16 protein-coding genes are annotated in these 13,762 nt (G+C 75.8%); all 16 read right to left on the reverse strand.

Going from position 1 to position 13,762, the window contains the following annotated elements; all coding sequences use genetic code 11:
• Nucleotides 1–9 precede the first annotated feature (9 nt).
• From D9C15_RS17970 to fabG, 16 genes are read right to left on the reverse strand one after another with little or no spacing between them, the layout of a single operon-like run.
• Nucleotides 10–297, reverse strand: a complete 288-nt coding sequence (locus tag D9C15_RS17970) for a pentapeptide repeat-containing protein (RefSeq protein WP_127999771.1) — start codon at nt 295–297, stop codon at nt 10–12.
• Nucleotides 294–1,712: an MATE family efflux transporter gene (locus D9C15_RS17975; protein WP_127999773.1), complete on the reverse strand. Its 1,419-nt coding sequence runs from the start codon at nt 1,710–1,712 to the stop codon at nt 294–296. Before D9C15_RS17975 ends, D9C15_RS17970 begins: the two co-directional genes overlap by 4 nt.
• Complete coding sequence (locus D9C15_RS33445) at nt 1,709–2,725, reverse strand: hypothetical protein (RefSeq protein ID WP_164886765.1); 1,017 nt, start codon at nt 2,723–2,725, stop codon at nt 1,709–1,711. Before D9C15_RS33445 ends, D9C15_RS17975 begins: the two co-directional genes overlap by 4 nt.
• Nucleotides 2,712–3,002 carry a phosphopantetheine-binding protein gene (locus D9C15_RS17985; RefSeq protein ID WP_127999775.1) on the reverse strand — a complete coding sequence of 97 codons (291 nt, stop codon included), beginning with the start codon at nt 3,000–3,002 and terminating at the stop codon, nt 2,712–2,714. Before D9C15_RS17985 ends, D9C15_RS33445 begins: the two co-directional genes overlap by 14 nt.
• A 24-nt stretch (nt 3,003–3,026) precedes the next feature.
• A complete protein-coding gene (locus tag D9C15_RS17990) occupies nt 3,027–4,247 on the reverse strand; it encodes an ATP-grasp domain-containing protein (protein WP_127999777.1) in 1,221 nt (406 codons plus the stop codon).
• Entirely contained in the window at nt 4,244–5,293 is a 1,050-nt protein-coding gene (locus tag D9C15_RS17995; protein ID WP_127999779.1) for a hypothetical protein, read from the reverse strand. The genes D9C15_RS17990 and D9C15_RS17995 overlap by 4 nt, the downstream gene beginning before the upstream one ends.
• Entirely contained in the window at nt 5,290–6,249 is a 960-nt protein-coding gene (locus D9C15_RS18000; RefSeq protein ID WP_127999781.1) for a beta-ketoacyl-[acyl-carrier-protein] synthase family protein, read from the reverse strand. Before D9C15_RS18000 ends, D9C15_RS17995 begins: the two co-directional genes overlap by 4 nt.
• Complete coding sequence (locus D9C15_RS18005; protein ID WP_127999783.1) at nt 6,246–6,896, reverse strand: GNAT family N-acetyltransferase; 651 nt, start codon at nt 6,894–6,896, stop codon at nt 6,246–6,248. The genes D9C15_RS18000 and D9C15_RS18005 overlap by 4 nt, the downstream gene beginning before the upstream one ends.
• A complete protein-coding gene (locus D9C15_RS18010; RefSeq protein ID WP_164886766.1) occupies nt 6,893–7,816 on the reverse strand; it encodes a 3-oxoacyl-[acyl-carrier-protein] synthase III C-terminal domain-containing protein in 924 nt (307 codons plus the stop codon). The genes D9C15_RS18005 and D9C15_RS18010 overlap by 4 nt, the downstream gene beginning before the upstream one ends.
• The gene (locus D9C15_RS18015) at nt 7,813–8,487 is read right to left on the reverse strand and encodes a DsbA family protein (RefSeq protein WP_127999787.1); all 675 of its coding nucleotides are present in this window, start codon (nt 8,485–8,487) and stop codon (nt 7,813–7,815) included. The genes D9C15_RS18010 and D9C15_RS18015 overlap by 4 nt, the downstream gene beginning before the upstream one ends.
• The gene (locus tag D9C15_RS18020) at nt 8,484–9,401 is read right to left on the reverse strand and encodes an alpha/beta fold hydrolase (RefSeq protein WP_127999788.1); all 918 of its coding nucleotides are present in this window, start codon (nt 9,399–9,401) and stop codon (nt 8,484–8,486) included. The genes D9C15_RS18015 and D9C15_RS18020 overlap by 4 nt, the downstream gene beginning before the upstream one ends.
• A 1-nt stretch (nt 9,402) precedes the next feature.
• Nucleotides 9,403–10,569, reverse strand: coding sequence for a beta-ketoacyl synthase N-terminal-like domain-containing protein (locus tag D9C15_RS18025; protein WP_127999790.1), 1,167 nt, complete (start codon nt 10,567–10,569; stop codon nt 9,403–9,405).
• Entirely contained in the window at nt 10,566–11,807 is a 1,242-nt protein-coding gene (locus D9C15_RS18030) for a beta-ketoacyl-[acyl-carrier-protein] synthase family protein (protein ID WP_127999792.1), read from the reverse strand. The genes D9C15_RS18025 and D9C15_RS18030 overlap by 4 nt, the downstream gene beginning before the upstream one ends.
• Nucleotide 11,808: 1 nt before the next feature.
• Nucleotides 11,809–12,060 (reverse strand): acyl carrier protein, encoded by a 252-nt coding sequence (locus D9C15_RS18035; RefSeq protein ID WP_127999794.1) that lies wholly within the window; start codon nt 12,058–12,060, stop codon nt 11,809–11,811.
• Entirely contained in the window at nt 12,050–13,030 is a 981-nt protein-coding gene (locus tag D9C15_RS18040; protein WP_127999796.1) for an ApeI family dehydratase, read from the reverse strand. Before D9C15_RS18040 ends, D9C15_RS18035 begins: the two co-directional genes overlap by 11 nt.
• Nucleotides 13,014–13,751: a 3-oxoacyl-ACP reductase FabG gene (fabG, locus tag D9C15_RS18045; protein ID WP_127999798.1), complete on the reverse strand. Its 738-nt coding sequence runs from the start codon at nt 13,749–13,751 to the stop codon at nt 13,014–13,016. Before fabG ends, D9C15_RS18040 begins: the two co-directional genes overlap by 17 nt.
• Nucleotides 13,752–13,762 lie beyond the last annotated feature (11 nt).

Here is a 13,762-nt window from a genome sequence, read left to right on the forward strand (position 1 = left end):
CGGCGGCCCTCAGCGCGCCACGGCGGCCTGGCCGCGCTGGGCGGCCAGCATGGCCTCGACGTCCAGGCCGTCGATCGTCATGCCGGCGTAGTTGCCGCCGCGCAGCGCCACGCCGTTGAACGAGCACTCGTCGAACTGCGCGCCCGCGAAGTGCACGTTGTGGAAGCGCGCGCGCTCCATGGTGGCGAACTCGACCTGCGTCTCCGCCAGCGAGACCTCGCGGAACTTGCTGGCCGAGAGGTTGGCGTCGAAGGCCTCGAGGACCTGGTGGCAGTCGGTGAGCTTGAGCGTCTTCATGTGGATGCCTTTCTTGGCGGGGAGGAAGTGGAACGGCCCAGCAGGCCGAGCGAATGCAGGCAGTGGAGCGTGACGACCAGCGCGGTGACACCGAAGCCGATCACCAGGCCCCACCAGATGCCGACCGGCCCGAGGCCGAGCACGCGGGCGCACAGCAGCTGCCCGCCGGTGCCGAAGAGCGCGTAGCCCACCAGGGCCTGCAGCAGCGGCGCGCGGGTCAGGCCCATGCCGCGCAGCAGGGCCGCGGCGACCACGATCACGCCCTCGGCCGCCAGCACCACACCGCCCAGCGGCATGAAGCTGCGCCAGAAGGCGTGCTGCTCGCCGCCGCCGGCCGCCGGCGGCAGCAGCAGCTCGCCGGCCGGCACGGCGAAGGTGCGCAGCAGCAGCGCCGCCGCCACGCCGTAGGCCCCGGCCAGCAGCAGCGCGGCGACCGCGGCGCGGTTGCGCGTCGCGAGCTCGCCGCGTGCATGGGCGATGGCCACGTGCTGCACGCCCGCCTGCGCGATGCCCAACGGCACGATCAGCCCGAGCGCGACCCACAGCACCACCACCGAGTGCGCCGGCAGCGCATCGATCCACCAGCGCCCGACGGCCAGCGTGCTCGACAGCGTCAGCGCGTTGTCCATCAGCACGACCGCACCGATCGGCCAGCCGTAGGACCACATGTCGCGGCCGGCCTGGCGCAGCCGGCGCCCGACAGGATCGGCCGCGGCGTCGCCGGAGGCCTGCAGCGGCAGCGAGCGCAGGCCGCGTTGCACCACCAGCAGCATCAGCCACTGCACCGCCGCCAGCGCGGCCAGCACGCGCAGCGCGGCCTCCTGCGGGCCGGGCGCACCGACACTCACCACCGCGGTGGCGGCCAGCGCGGCCGCGCCGGCGCCGACCGCGGCCACCGCGGTGACGAAGCCGGCCCGCCCGTGCAGCGAGGCATGCACCCGGCCGACCACCAGCAGGAAGGCCGGCAACGCGGCCAGCGCCGCGACCGGGCCCTGCCAGGCAACCACCGCGACCAGCTCGCGCGCATAGCCGAGCAGTTGCAGCGCCACGCCGGCCAGCGCGCAGATGGCGCTGGTCGCCAGGCCGAACACGATCGCGTAGCGGCGCCCGGCGCGCATGCCGTGCCGGTAGGCCAGCGCGTCGCCGGCGCCGAGCGCGCGCCCGCCGAGGAAGTACAGCACCTGCAGGAAGCTCGAGCCGACGATGAACAGCGCGGTGTGGGTGGCCGAGACGATCGAGTAGCCGGAGAACACCACCTCGCCCTGCGCGGCGACCAGGCGTGCGACGTACAGGCTTGCCAGCAGCGGCGCGAGCATCGCCAGGCTGAGCTTGGCGGCCAGCGCCGCGAGCGGCGCGAGCACCGGCTCGGCCGCCGGCGCGACCGGCAGCGCGCGGTCGGAGAGGGCCCCGTTCATGCGTCCTCCCCGATGCGGTTGACGCGCCACAGCGAGGCGCAGACGGTGCCGCCCAGGCTGGCGTTCCAGGCCAGCAGCACGCAGCCGTGCGGCACCAGCCCGGCGGCGCAGCGTGCGTGCAGCTCGGCCAGCGCGCCGGCGGCGGTGATGGTGCCGAGCTGCCCGGCGTCCGGCGGGGCGGCCAGCACGTGGCGGGCGGCCGGGGCATGTCGCCCGCGCAGCCGGTCGTCGAGTGCGACGTCGAGCGCGCAGCCGAGCCAGCCGTCGACGGCGACGTCCGGGTGCGCGCGCTGCAGCGCGACGATCGCCTGCCCCGCCGCCTGCTCCAGCGCGTCGCGCCGGATCCCGGCCTGCCGCGCGCCGTCGACCACGACGAACGGGTCGTGCCCGTGCTGCACACCACCGAGGTACTGCAGGCCGACCGCGTGGCCGCGCACGAAGCCCAGCGCGGCGGCGCCGTCGGCGAGCACGCTGCCGCCCCACAGGCGCGGGTAGGGCAGCGGCCAGCGCTCCACCGCGACGAACAGCCCGGCCGCGCCCGGCGCGGGCAGCGCCTGGTCCAGCAGCGCGGCGGCCAGATCGAGCGAGGCGCCCTGCAGCTGGCCCAGCCCCGGGTGCGGCACCGCCGATGCGCCGAGCTCGGCGGCCAGGCAGCTGGCGGTGGAGTGGAAGATGTCCTCGTCGACGCCGCTGGTCGCGTACAGCAGCAGCCGCGTCTGCGTGCCGGCGCTCCAGGGCGGCTGCAGCGTCTGCACCGCGCTGCGCGCCAGCTCGAGCTGGCTCGAATCGGCCGCACGCGGGCTGTCGGCACCGTCGGCCGGCGCTTGCGCGCACAGCCCGCGCGGGTCGAGCCCGGTGCCGTCGAAGGCGATGCGGCACAGGTCGCGGTAGGCCTGCGGCGCGGGGTCGTCCCAGCAGGCCAGCGCCTCGCGGCGCCAGTCCGCCAGGCCGCAGGCCGGCGGCACCACGCGCGCGGCGCTGACCACCGTCAGGACCGGCTCAACGGGACGCATCGACCTGCGCCTGCACGAACTGCACGAGGTTGCCGAAGCGCGTGAACAGTTCGGTGTTCAGGTCCTCGACGTCGATCACGATATCGCAGCGCGTCTCGATGCCGGTGAGCACGTCCACGACGTTGAGCGACTCCAGGCCGAGCTCGTAGAGGTTGCTGTCGGCCTGCAGCACGGTGGTGGGCGGCAGCTTCAGCACGTCGGCCAGCAGCGCGTGCAGCGTGGCGCTCACGTCGGCGCCGCCGAGGGCGAGGATTTCCTGCGGGGTGACGGTGTTCATGGCGAGTCCTTGCGTGGGTGGGAGCTAGATCGGGGCCAGCTCGAGGCGCTGGTCGAAGCGGGTGCGCAGTTCGGCCAGGCGGCGCTCGAAGCCCGGCCGGTCGGCGGCGCTGAAGACGAACAGGCCGACGAAGTCGGTGCAGTGCGAGGCGCCGGCCACCAGCGTGCCGGCCTCGCCGTCGATGCGGCGGTAGCGGATCCAGGGGTCGCCGAACTCGTCGGCCGAGGCGATGCGCCGCACCAGCTGCGCCGACGGGATGCGGAAGCCGAGCATGCCCACCGTCTCGCCGGGGGCGTGCCCGGGCACGATGCGCCCGCCCAGGCCGAGCGCCAGCAGCACCGCGGCGCGGCCGTAGTTGACGCCCGAGCGCGCCTCCATCATGCGCACGATGCCGCCGGCCGCCGGCCGCGCGGCGATCTCGCAGAACACGATCTCGTCGCCCGGCGTCACGAAGCACTCGAGGTGGGTCACGCCGTCGACCAGGCCGAGCACCTCGATCACCCGGTCGGAGAAGTCCATCAGGCGGCGCTGCAGCGGCGAGTCGTCCAGCAGCACGCTGGCCAGCGGCGCGCCGACGCCGAAGTCCACCGGCGCCATGCCGGGCAGGTAGGGCGCCGCCAGCGTCAGCAGCGGCCGGCCGCCGCGCACCACCGCGTTGACGTGGTACATCGGCCCGGCGATGAACTCCTCGGCCTCGTAGGCGGCCCGCTCGCCCGGATGGGCCGCGTACCAGCGCGCGACGTCCTGCACCGTGTCGGCGAACTCCACGCCGGCCGAACCCATGCCGTCGACCGGCTTGATGACGATGCGCTCGTGGCGCGTCAGCAGTGCCTCGACGCCGGCACGGTCGTCGGCGTGCGCGAACTCGGGCACGCGCACGCCGGCCGCGCCGAGCACGCGCTTCATCGTCGGCTTGTCGCGGAAGCGCGGCACGTCGGCGCCGCGCAGTCCGGGCAGGCCGAGCTCGTCGCGCAGCGCCGCGGCCAGCTCCATCATGCGTTCGTCGATCGTGACCAGCGCGGTGAAGGGCTGCTCGGCGTGCAGCGTGAGCACGCGGCGGCGGATCGCCTCCACGTCGTGCCAGCGCACCCGCTCGAGCTCGACGGCGCGGCCCTCGAACCAGCGCGCCGTGGCGCTGTTGGCCAGCACCGTGACACGCGCGGGCAGGTCGTCGAGGATGAAGCGGTCGTGCAGGTCGGTGTAGCCGTGGCCGTCGCCGGCGGCGAGGAACAGCAGTCTGCTCATGAAGGGCTCCTGGTTGACGGGGCGGGGGAGGTCGGCGGCGCGGCCGGGCGCCAGGCGCCGCCGCCGGCCTGCGCGGCAGGGTCGCAGCGCACGTGCAGCGCGCCGGCCGCGCCGGCGGACGAGGCGGTCCAGACGACCAGTTCCACCGGCCGGCCGCTGCGCGCTGCGGCGGCCACGCCGCGGGCGATCGCAAACAGAGGCTCGGCCGAGCCGGCGTGCCAGGCCGGGCCGGCATCGGGCTCGTCCAGCGGCGCGAGGCCGGTGCGTTGCGCCACCGCACGGCACACCGCCGCGTCGCAGCGGTCGCCGGCCAGCCACGGCGCGGCGCCGGGCGGCAGCGCGAGGCCCTGCACCGCCTGCGTGGCCAGCCGCACGAGCTGCTCGCGCGCCGTCTCCGGCGTGGCGGTCCAGGGGTCGGCGGCCGGTGGCTCGAAGACGCAGGCCAGGCCCTCGATGCGGGCCACGCCCGGCCCGTCGCCGCGCCCCACGAGGCAGGCCGCGGCGGCGTCGCCGAAGGTCACGACGCCCGGCGTGCGGCGGAAGAACGGCGCGATCCACTTGTCGGACGCGCTCAGGCAGGCCAGCCCGGCGGGTGCACCGTCGGCCAGCTGCAGTGCCGCCAGCCGTAGCGCGACCGGCAGCCCGGCCGTGCCGAGCTGGCCGACGCTGAAGCTGCGCGCCACCTGCGGCAGGTGCTCGTGCACCACGCGCAGGCAGCTCGAGCCGAGGATCTGCTGGTTCAGCGTGCACTGCGCGTGCAGCGCGAGGCCGATGCGCGGCTTCAGCGCGGCCTGCCCGGTCAGCAGCGCATCGACCGCGCCGCAGGCGAGCTGGGCCACGTTGCCGGCGGGGTCGGCCACCGGCACCTCGTAGGGCGGGCAGGCGAGCGTGCTGAGCCCGCGTCGCACGGTCGGCGGCCGCGACGCGGCGCCGGCAGCGTCGAACAGGTGGAAGTAGGTGCCCGGCAACGCGCTGCCGAGCAGGCTGTCCTGCGCGCGCAGCGGCGGCTGCCAGGTGGCCAGCGAGTGCAGCGTCAGCAGCGTCATGCCTGCAGCTCCCCGGCCGGCCAGAGCGTGAGGGCCGAGAAGGCGCCGACGTTGGACTGCCCGAAGGCGAGCAGCGGCGCCGGCTGCCCGGCCAGCAGCGCGAAGCCGCGGTCCACCAGGTTGACGGCCAGGTCGGCGCAGCAGGCGTGGCCGCGCCGCCCGACGTTGTCGAGGAACACCTGCCCGGGCGCCAGGTTCAGCTCATCCTGCACCTTGAGCCAGTCGGCCCGGTCGGCGTTGGCCGGCAGGATCTCGCGGTAGGCCGCCAGCGGCACCCCGCCGGCCGCCTCGTGCTCGCGCAGCAGCGCAGCAGTGTGGCGCCACAGCTGGCGCGCCATCGCCAGCGCCAGCGCAGGCGTGCACGGCCCGGCGTGCAGCGCGGCGAACTGGCGCACGCTCGCCGCGCCGAGCCGGCAGCGCAACCCCTCGCGCCCGAGCAGCAGGGCCGAGGCGCCGTCGCTCTGCACGCTGGTGCGCCCCTGGATGCGGTAGCGCGCGTCGCCGAACACGCGGTCGGACGTGACCACCAGCGCGTAGCGCGCCTGCGGGTCTTCGCGCAGCAGCCGCGCCGCCAGGTCGACCGCGACGATCGCCGACGCGCAGGCCAGCTGCCCCACCGAGAAGGCGAGCGCCGGCCGCAGCCCGTGGCGCTGCGCCAGCTCGGCCAGCAACGAGCTCGGCGGCGCCGGCATGCTGAAGGCCTGGGTGTGGGCGTGCACCAGGTAGCGCACGTCGCGCGCCCAGCCGGGTGGCGCGTCGAGCCGCGCGAGCGCGGCGTCGATGAAGTCGGCATCGCTGCCGCCGTCGAGCTCGTGGAACTGGCGGCAGCCGTGCGCCAGCAGGCTGTCGACGAGGCGCGGCGACACACCCTCGGCCTGCGCCCAGGCCTCGACGTCGCGCGGCGCGCCCGGCAGCTCGAAGGCCGCGGCGACGATGCCGATGTCGCTGCCGCTCACGCGCGGGCTCCGGCCGAGGGCGCCGGCTCGGCAGCGGCCAGCGCCGCGAAGGTGCGGCCGGTTTCCGACGGCACCCGGGGGTAGCGCTGGGCGAACTCGGCGCGCGTGATGTCGAACAGCAGCCGGTCGTGCAGCCGGCCGTTCATGCGGTGGCGGGCACGCTGCCGGCCGGTCAGGCGCAGGCCGAGTCGCTCGTGCATCGCCACCGAGAACTGGTTGCCCTCGACCACCCAGGAGCCGATCACCTCGCGACCGAGCTCGAGGAAGCCATTGGCCAGCTGCAGCAGGAACGCCGCCACCGCCGCGTTCGGCAGCGATGCACCGTAGTGGCCGCGCACACCCCAGATGCCGGCGCTGCCCATCTCGTTGGCGCAGTCGTTCAGGCACACCAGGCCGTAGGGTGCGTCGCTGCCGGGCACGCGGGTCAGTCGCGCATGGCAGCGCCGTCCGGTCAGCATCAGGAACAGCGAGCGTTCGTCCATCTCCTGGCGGCCGCTGTCGAGGTCGAGCCAGCAGCGCGCCCGCGGGTCGGCCAGCCAGCCGGAGACCATGCGCGCATGGGTCGCCTGCAGCGGCAGCAGCTCGATCATCGGGAGGTCGGTGCCGGGGATCAGCGCCGGCGCGCAGGTGGCGATAGGTGTGTTCATGCGGGGTCGGTGCTGAGGGCGAAGCCGCCGAAGGTGCCGCCGATGCCGCTGGCGACCACCAGGTGATGCCCCGGCTGCACGAGCGCGCCGGAGTCGGCCAGGTTGATCGCCGCGTCGGAGCCGAAGGTGTGGCCGATGCGGGAGAAGTTGCGCTCGAACAGCCGCTCGCGCGGCAGGCGCAGCGCATCCATCGCCTGCCGCCAGGCCGGCAGGTTGACGTTGTGCGGCAGCACGCTGGCGAAGTCGCCCGGCTGCAGGCCGGCGGCACGCGCCACCTGGCGCACCAGCGAGATCAGCGCCCACAGGTAGTGAGGGTCGGCCTCGTAGCGCCCGTCCTCGAGGATGCCGCGCGACGGGCGCGGGTGGTTGTACGTGTGCAGGCCGCGCAGCCGGCTGCGCGCATCGCGCTGCACCAACAGCGCGGCCGCGCCGTCGGAGTGCATGCCGGCCTCGCCGAGCGGGCGCAGCGCCTCCACCAGCACGGTGTCGGCGCACAGCACCACGGCATGCCGCCAGCCCGGCTGCCGCTCGAACAGCCAGTCGAGCAGGCGCAGCGCATGCAGCGCCGAGACGCACTGCTGCTGGCCGACCGCGAAGGCCAGGGCGCGGCGCAGTCCGCCGGCACGGCGCAGCTCGCCGGCGAAGGACAGCGGCGCCGGCAGCGTGTTCAGCGGCGAGGTGTGGCAGGTGACGAGCGCGTCCACCTGCGACGGCGCCACGCCGGCACGCTCGAGCACGCGCTCGAGCGCGCTGCGGGCGAGCTCGTGCTGGGCCTGCGGCGTGGCGCGGTGGAAGCGCTCGACGCCGCTGCGCCGCAGCGCGGCGGCGGCCTCGCCGGGCCGGCCCTGCGCCGCGCACCAGGCCTCGACGGTGTCGACCTGCGGCCCGAGCGTGTAGGCCGCGTCGCGGATGCCGATCATCTCGCGCCCTCCCCGAGCCAGGCCTCGGCCAGCGGGCGCCATGGCAGCCCGGCCGCGCGCAGCGCGAACGGCAGCCGGTCCACGCCCCAGAAGCGTTCGCGCCCGACGACGAAGAACGGCACCCCGAACACGCCGTTCCGGTAGCCGCGCTCGAGCGCGTCGACCGCCGGCTCCGCGTCGACCGGCGCTTCGGCGGCCGGCACGCCGCAGTCGCGCAGCACGGCCTGCACCGTGTCGGCCTGCCAGATGTCGCGCCCCTGTTCGAAGCGCGCGGCAAACAGCGAGCGGCGCAGCGTGTCGCCGGCCGCATCCGGACCGGCCGCGAGGCAGGCACGGTGCGGCAGCTCCCAGTCGGGCTGCGGCCCGTCGACCGGCCAGCGCAGCGGCAAACCGAGCCGCCGCGCCGCGGCCTTGACGTCGCCCAGGATGTACAGGTGGCGCTCGCGCGACATCGCGCGGTACAGCACCGTGGCGCGGCGCGCTTGCAGCGCCGCCAGCGTGTCGGGCCGCGGGTCCCAGTACGGCACCACCTCGATGCGCGGTCGGTCGTGCGGCGCAACGAAGCGCTCCAGCAGCCGCTCGGCCAGCCACGAGTACGGGCTGCGCAGACCGAAATGGAACACCAGCCGCGGCGGTGCGCCGGCCGGCTGCGCCACGGGCAGCGAGCTCATCGCAACGCTCCGGCGGCGAGCGCGGCGCGGCGCTCCGGGGCAAGCCAGTGCAGCGGCGCCGGCGGCAAGGCCGGCGCCGGCAGCGCGGCCGGCAGCGTGGCCGGCGGATCGAGCGCGACGGCGAGCGCGCGCGCAAGCGCCTCGGGCTGCTCGTGCATCGGATAGTGGCCGCAGGCGGCGACCTGGTGGAGCCGGCCGGCCGGCAGCGCGCGCTGCAGCGCGACCGCGCTGTCGTGCACCAGCGCCTCGTCGTCGCAGCCGACCAGCACGTCGGCGGCACAGCCCAGGCGCCGCAGGTCCCACAGCCGGCTGCCCAGGTAGAGGCGGAAGAACTCGAGCAGCCCGTCGGGCAGGATGCGGCGCGACAGCAGCCGCACCATGGCCTCCTGCACGCGCGGCAGCGGCGCGTCGCCGGGCTCGAGCTGGGCCTGCAGCGCGGCGGCCATGCGCTGCGGCACGGCGCCGGCGAAGTGGTCCAGGTCGGTCCACCTCACGTCGCGCGCGCCGCCGTGGAAGTACGGCGCGACCAGCATCAGGCGGCACGGCGCGAGCCGCGGCCCGTTGCCGCACAGCCAGTCCAGCAGCACCATCGCGCCGAACGAATGGCCGACGCACAGGTCCGGCTCGGCGGGGCAGCATGCCAGCGCGGCACGCCACCAGTCGGTGGCCGTCAGGCGATGCGGCCAGTCATTGCCGCCGCGACCGGACCAGGGCATCTCGAAGGTCCACCAGACCGCCCTCGGCGCGTGCTCGCGCAGCGGCAGCCAGGTGGCCGCGGTGTCGGCCATGCCGTGCACGAGGAAGACATGCTGCGGCGACGGCTCGGGCTCGGGCGGGTCGTGGCGTTCCACCACCAGCAGCTGGCCGGCCACGGTGCGCTCGATGCGCTGGGCGGGGGCGAGGCGGCGCGACATCTCAGACGTCCTCGACGTGGCGCAGCTTGCGCACCAGCACCGCGCCGACCTGGCCGCCCTCGCCCACCGCGGTCAGCACGCCCAGCCCGGACGGCGCAGCCAGCAGTGCGGTCGCCAGGTCGAGCGCCGTGGCGGCGCCGTGGGCATGGCAGAACGCACCGGGCGACTGCGCGGTGAGACGGCGTGCGGCCCCCGCCAGCCCCGGCTGCACGGCCTCGAAGGCGGCCTGCTGTGCCGGGAGTGCCGCGGTGCCGGACCAGGCGCCGCCCAGCGCCCAGGCCAGGTCGGCGGGCCGGCAGCCGGCGTCCTCGAGCAAGGCCTCGATCTCGCGCTGCAGGCCGGCCGCGAGGTCGGTGCTGCCGTCCGGGCCCGCGGGCAGGTGGCGCAGCCGCGTGGCCAGCAGCTGCGCGGGAGCGTCGTCGGCCTCGGTGGCGAGCGCGAACATCACCGCCGCCTCGGCGTAGGGCCGGCCGTCGGCGGCGCGCCCGGCCTCGTGGGCCCAGGCGTTGTAGGGCGCGAACTCCTCCACCGCGCCGGCCAGCAGGTGGTCCGCGCGCCCCTGTCGCAGCATGCGCGCGGCGTAGTGCAGTGCCGCCAGGCCGCTCAGCTCGTCCGCGCAGACGCTGGCGTTGAGGCCCTCCAGCCCATGCCAGATCGCGCAGTGGCCGGCCGGCCCGTTCATCGTCGCGTTCGGGAACTGCATCGGGCTGACCATGTGCGGCAGCCCGACGTAGGTGCTGCGCACGAAGTCGGCGATGCTCTGCATGCTGCCGCCGCGCGAGCCGAGCACGACGCCGCTGCGGCGTCGCTGCGTGTCGTCGCGCGGTGTGCGCAGAGCCAGCGCCTCGCCGCAGGCGAGCAGCGCCAGGTGCGTCATGCGATTCATCGTCGCGACGCCCTTGCCGCCGAGCAGCGCCGGGGCGTCGAAGTCGCGCAGCCAGTACGCCGCGGCCTCCGGCCAGCGGCCGGGTTCGGCCGGCGGCTGCGCCGGCGCGGCGAAGCGGCCGGCGCGCAGCTGGGCAGCGAACGCGCGCACGCCGATGCCGAACGGCGAGACCACGCCGAAGCCGAGCAGGGCCAGCGGCGCTCGCGGGGCGCGGCGCGCCGCCTCGGTGACCCCGGCAGTGCCGCGCTGCGGCAGCGAGGCCGTGGATTCGTGGTGCCTCATGCGCAAGCCTCCTGTGCGTGGCGCGCCAGCACGACGATGGCGTTGTTGCCGCCGAAGCCGAAGCCGTTGTTCTGCGCCACGCGGATGTGCGCGGGGCGCGCCTGGTTCGGCACGCAGTCGATGTCGCACTCCGGGTCCGGCGTGCGGAAGCCGATGGTCGGCGGCAAGAAGTCCTCGTCCATGCCGACCAGGCAGGCCAGCGCGCCCATCACGTTGGCCGCGCCCATCGTGTGGCCCATCATCGACTTGATCGAGCTGACCGGCGGCGCGTGCGCGCCGAACACGTCGCGGATCGCACCCGACTCGGTCACGTCGTTGGCGCGCGTGCCGGTGCCGTGCGCGCTGACATAGTCCACCTCCTGCGGCGCGATGCCGGCGTCGGCCTGGGCCAGGCGCATGCAGCGCGCGACGCTGTCGCGGTCCGGCGCGACCATGTGGCGCGCGTCGCAGTTGGTCGCATAGCCGAGCACCTCGGCCCAGATGCGCGCGCCGCGCGCCAGCGCGTGCTCGCGCGACTCGAGCACCAGCACGCCGGCGCCCTCGCCGGTCAGCAGGCCGCGGCGGTCGCGGTCGAACGGACGCGGCACGTCGGGCGTCACCGCGCCGATGCGGAAGAAGGCCGAGTAGGTCCAGCGGCACACCGCGTCGACGCCGCCGCACAGCATCACCTCGGCCTCGCCGTCGCGGATCGCATCCAGCGCCGCGCCGATCGCGTAGTTGCTGCCGGCGCAGGCGGTGGCCAGCACCATGCCGCCGCCGGGCAGGCCGAGCTCGGCGGCCACCGCGCCGGCGATGCGGCCGGCCGACGCACCCGCCCAGTCGCCCGGGGGCACGGCCTGCGCTCCGTCGAACATCGCGCGGCGCACGACGCTGTCGATCTGCTGCGACTCGCCGTTGGTCGAGCCCAGCACCACGCCGGCCTGTGCGCGCTCGAGCGCGGCACGGTCCAGCCCGGCGTCGGCCACCGCCTGGCGCGCGGCCAGCACCGCGAAGGCACTGGCGCGCCCGAGCCGCGGCGTCAGGAGGTCGTAGTCGTCCTGCAGCACCCCCAGGTCCTGCACCTCGGTGGCATGGGCATACGGATACCCCTCGGTCGGGAAGCTGAGGATCGGCGCGACCGTGCAGCGCCCCTCGCGCAGCGAGCGCGCGAAGGCCTGCCGGTCGGTGCCGATGCTGCTGATCACGCCCAGCCCGGTCACGACCACCCGGGCCCGTGCGGCGCCTGCGGCCGGCGCCACGTCAGGCCCCGACGCAGCCGGCGCCGCGCACGACGTCGCAGACCGCGTCCAGCGAGACCATGCTGGCCAGTGCGGACTGGTCGATCACGATTCCGAACTCGGCCTCCAGCCGGGCCAGGATCTCGATGATGCGCAGCGAGTCCGCGCCGAGGTCGTGGATGAAGTGCGTGGCCCCCAGCACCAGCTCCGGCCCGGTCTCGAGGACCTCGGCGACGATCTGGCGGATGGTGTCGACGTTCAGTTCAGCTTGCATGTCGGATGGCTCCTGTGCGTGGTGGGGTCGGGACGGTGAACGGGGCGTCGCCCGGCTCGGGCAGCTGAGCGACGACGAGCAGGTCGTGCAGGCGGGCGATCGGGCGCCCGGCGGCGTAGCAGGTGCCGCCGACCAGAGCGGCCGCGCCGAAGCGGCGCCGCAGCACCAGCTCGTGGCGCAGCGGCTCGGCCGGCGCGGCGCTGCCGAGCACCTCGAAGCGGCGTGCGCCGCCCAGCAGCAGCACCGCGCCGGCGCCGGGTGGACGGTCGAGCAGCAGCAGGCCGGCGGCCTGCGCCATCGACTCGAGCACCAGCAGCGGCGGGAAGGCCAGCTCGGCGCTGGCCGGCCGGTGCCCGGCCTCGGCATAGCAGCAGTCGGCCAGCGTGATGGTGCGCTCGGCGACCAGGCGCAGCCCGTCCGGCGCGCGCGCGGCCCGGTCGACCAGCAGCATCGGCGCGCGGTGCGGCAGGCGCGCCGCGACGTCCGCGGGTGCGAGCAGCGCCCAGTCGGGCCCGCAGCGCCAGGCCGGCGTGTCGGCGGCCGCCCCTGCGCCGCGCTCGCCGGTGACCAGCGTCGCGCGTGCCAGCCGCCGGCCGCCGCTCTCGAAGGCGACGCGCCAGCGGTGCAGCCCGTCCGGCGCCAGGCCGGCGGCCTGCACCTCGAGCTCGACCGCCTCGCCCGGGTGTGCCGGCCGCTCGAGCTGCAGCGCCTCGATGCCGCACAGCGCATGGGCGGTGTGCTCGCCCGGCGGCAGCGCGTGCTCGACGGCCTGCAGCGCGGCCTCGAGCAGGCAGGTGCCGGGCACGATCGGGTGGCCCGGGTAGTGGCCGAGCGCGATCGGGTGGTGCGCGGCGAGCGTGAAGCTGGCGTGCAGGCTGCGCCACGTGCCGGCATCGCCGGGCGGCAGGTCGACCGCGCGCACCAGCTGCACGGCGGCCGGACGGCGCTGCGCCTCAGATGACCAGGCCACCGTCGACTCCCAGCACCTGCCCGGTGATGTAGCTGGCGTCGTCCGACACCAGGAAGGCGACGGTGCGCGCCACCTCCTCCGGCCGGCCGACGCGCGCCAGCGGGATGCGCGCGGTGATGCGCTCGCGCGGCTCGGCGGCCAGGGCGGCGGCCATGTCGGTGTCGATCAGCCCGGGCGCGACCACGTTGACGCGCACGCCGTGGCGCGCCATCTCCTTGGCCAGCGTCTTCGAGAAGGCCTCGATGCCGGCCTTGGAGGCGGCGTAGTTGGCCTGGCCGACGTTGCCGTAGCGGCCCGACACCGAGGACAGGTTGACGATCGCGCCGCGCCGGCGCTTGAGCATGCCGAAGGCGACCCGGCGGCACAGGTGGAACACGCCGCCGAGGTTGATGCGCAGCACCTCGTCCCAGTCGGCCGGGGCCATCGCGACCGCCGGCGCGTCGCGCGTGATGCCGGCGCAGTTGACCAGCGCGTCGGGCACGCCGCAGTGGCGCTCGACCAGGCCGAGCCACTCGGCCACCGCCGCCGCGTCGCCCACGTCGCAGGCGTGCAGGTGGGCGCGGCGGCCGAGCGACTCGATCTGTTCGACGGTCTGGCGCGCCGCGGCGGACTGCTCGCGGTGGCCGATCGCGACGTCGTAGCCGCGCCGCGCCAGCTCGACGGCCACCGCGCGGCCGATGCCGCGCGAGCCGCCGCTGACCAGTGCAAGGGGGGTGGACATGGGCCGGTGCT

The organism is Piscinibacter defluvii, assembly GCF_004011805.1.
Classification (GTDB): Bacteria; Pseudomonadota; Gammaproteobacteria; order Burkholderiales; family Burkholderiaceae_C; genus Piscinibacter; species Piscinibacter defluvii.

Excerpts from the sequence above, each read along its gene's own strand:
- D9C15_RS18005 (WP_127999783.1), bottom strand. The coding sequence starts at position 6,896 with ATGAACACACCTATCGCCACCTGCGCGCCGGCGCTGATCCCCGGCACC.
- D9C15_RS18015 (WP_127999787.1), bottom strand. The coding sequence starts at position 8,487 with ATGAGCTCGCTGCCCGTGGCGCAGCCGGCCGGCGCACCGCCGCGGCTG.
- D9C15_RS18010 (WP_164886766.1), bottom strand. The coding sequence starts at position 7,816 with ATGATCGGCATCCGCGACGCGGCCTACACGCTCGGGCCGCAGGTCGAC.
- D9C15_RS17985 (WP_127999775.1), bottom strand. The coding sequence starts at position 3,002 with ATGAACACCGTCACCCCGCAGGAAATCCTCGCCCTCGGCGGCGCCGAC.
- D9C15_RS33445 (WP_164886765.1), bottom strand. The coding sequence starts at position 2,725 with ATGCGTCCCGTTGAGCCGGTCCTGACGGTGGTCAGCGCCGCGCGCGTG.
- D9C15_RS17995 (WP_127999779.1), bottom strand. The coding sequence starts at position 5,293 with ATGACGCTGCTGACGCTGCACTCGCTGGCCACCTGGCAGCCGCCGCTG.
- D9C15_RS18035 (WP_127999794.1), bottom strand. The coding sequence starts at position 12,060 with ATGCAAGCTGAACTGAACGTCGACACCATCCGCCAGATCGTCGCCGAG.
- D9C15_RS17975 (WP_127999773.1), bottom strand. The coding sequence starts at position 1,712 with ATGAACGGGGCCCTCTCCGACCGCGCGCTGCCGGTCGCGCCGGCGGCC.
- D9C15_RS17990 (WP_127999777.1), bottom strand. The coding sequence starts at position 4,247 with ATGAGCAGACTGCTGTTCCTCGCCGCCGGCGACGGCCACGGCTACACC.
- fabG (WP_127999798.1), bottom strand. The coding sequence starts at position 13,751 with ATGTCCACCCCCCTTGCACTGGTCAGCGGCGGCTCGCGCGGCATCGGC.
- D9C15_RS18025 (WP_127999790.1), bottom strand. The coding sequence starts at position 10,569 with ATGAGGCACCACGAATCCACGGCCTCGCTGCCGCAGCGCGGCACTGCC.
- D9C15_RS18020 (WP_127999788.1), bottom strand. The coding sequence starts at position 9,401 with ATGTCGCGCCGCCTCGCCCCCGCCCAGCGCATCGAGCGCACCGTGGCC.
- D9C15_RS17970 (WP_127999771.1), bottom strand. The coding sequence starts at position 297 with ATGAAGACGCTCAAGCTCACCGACTGCCACCAGGTCCTCGAGGCCTTC.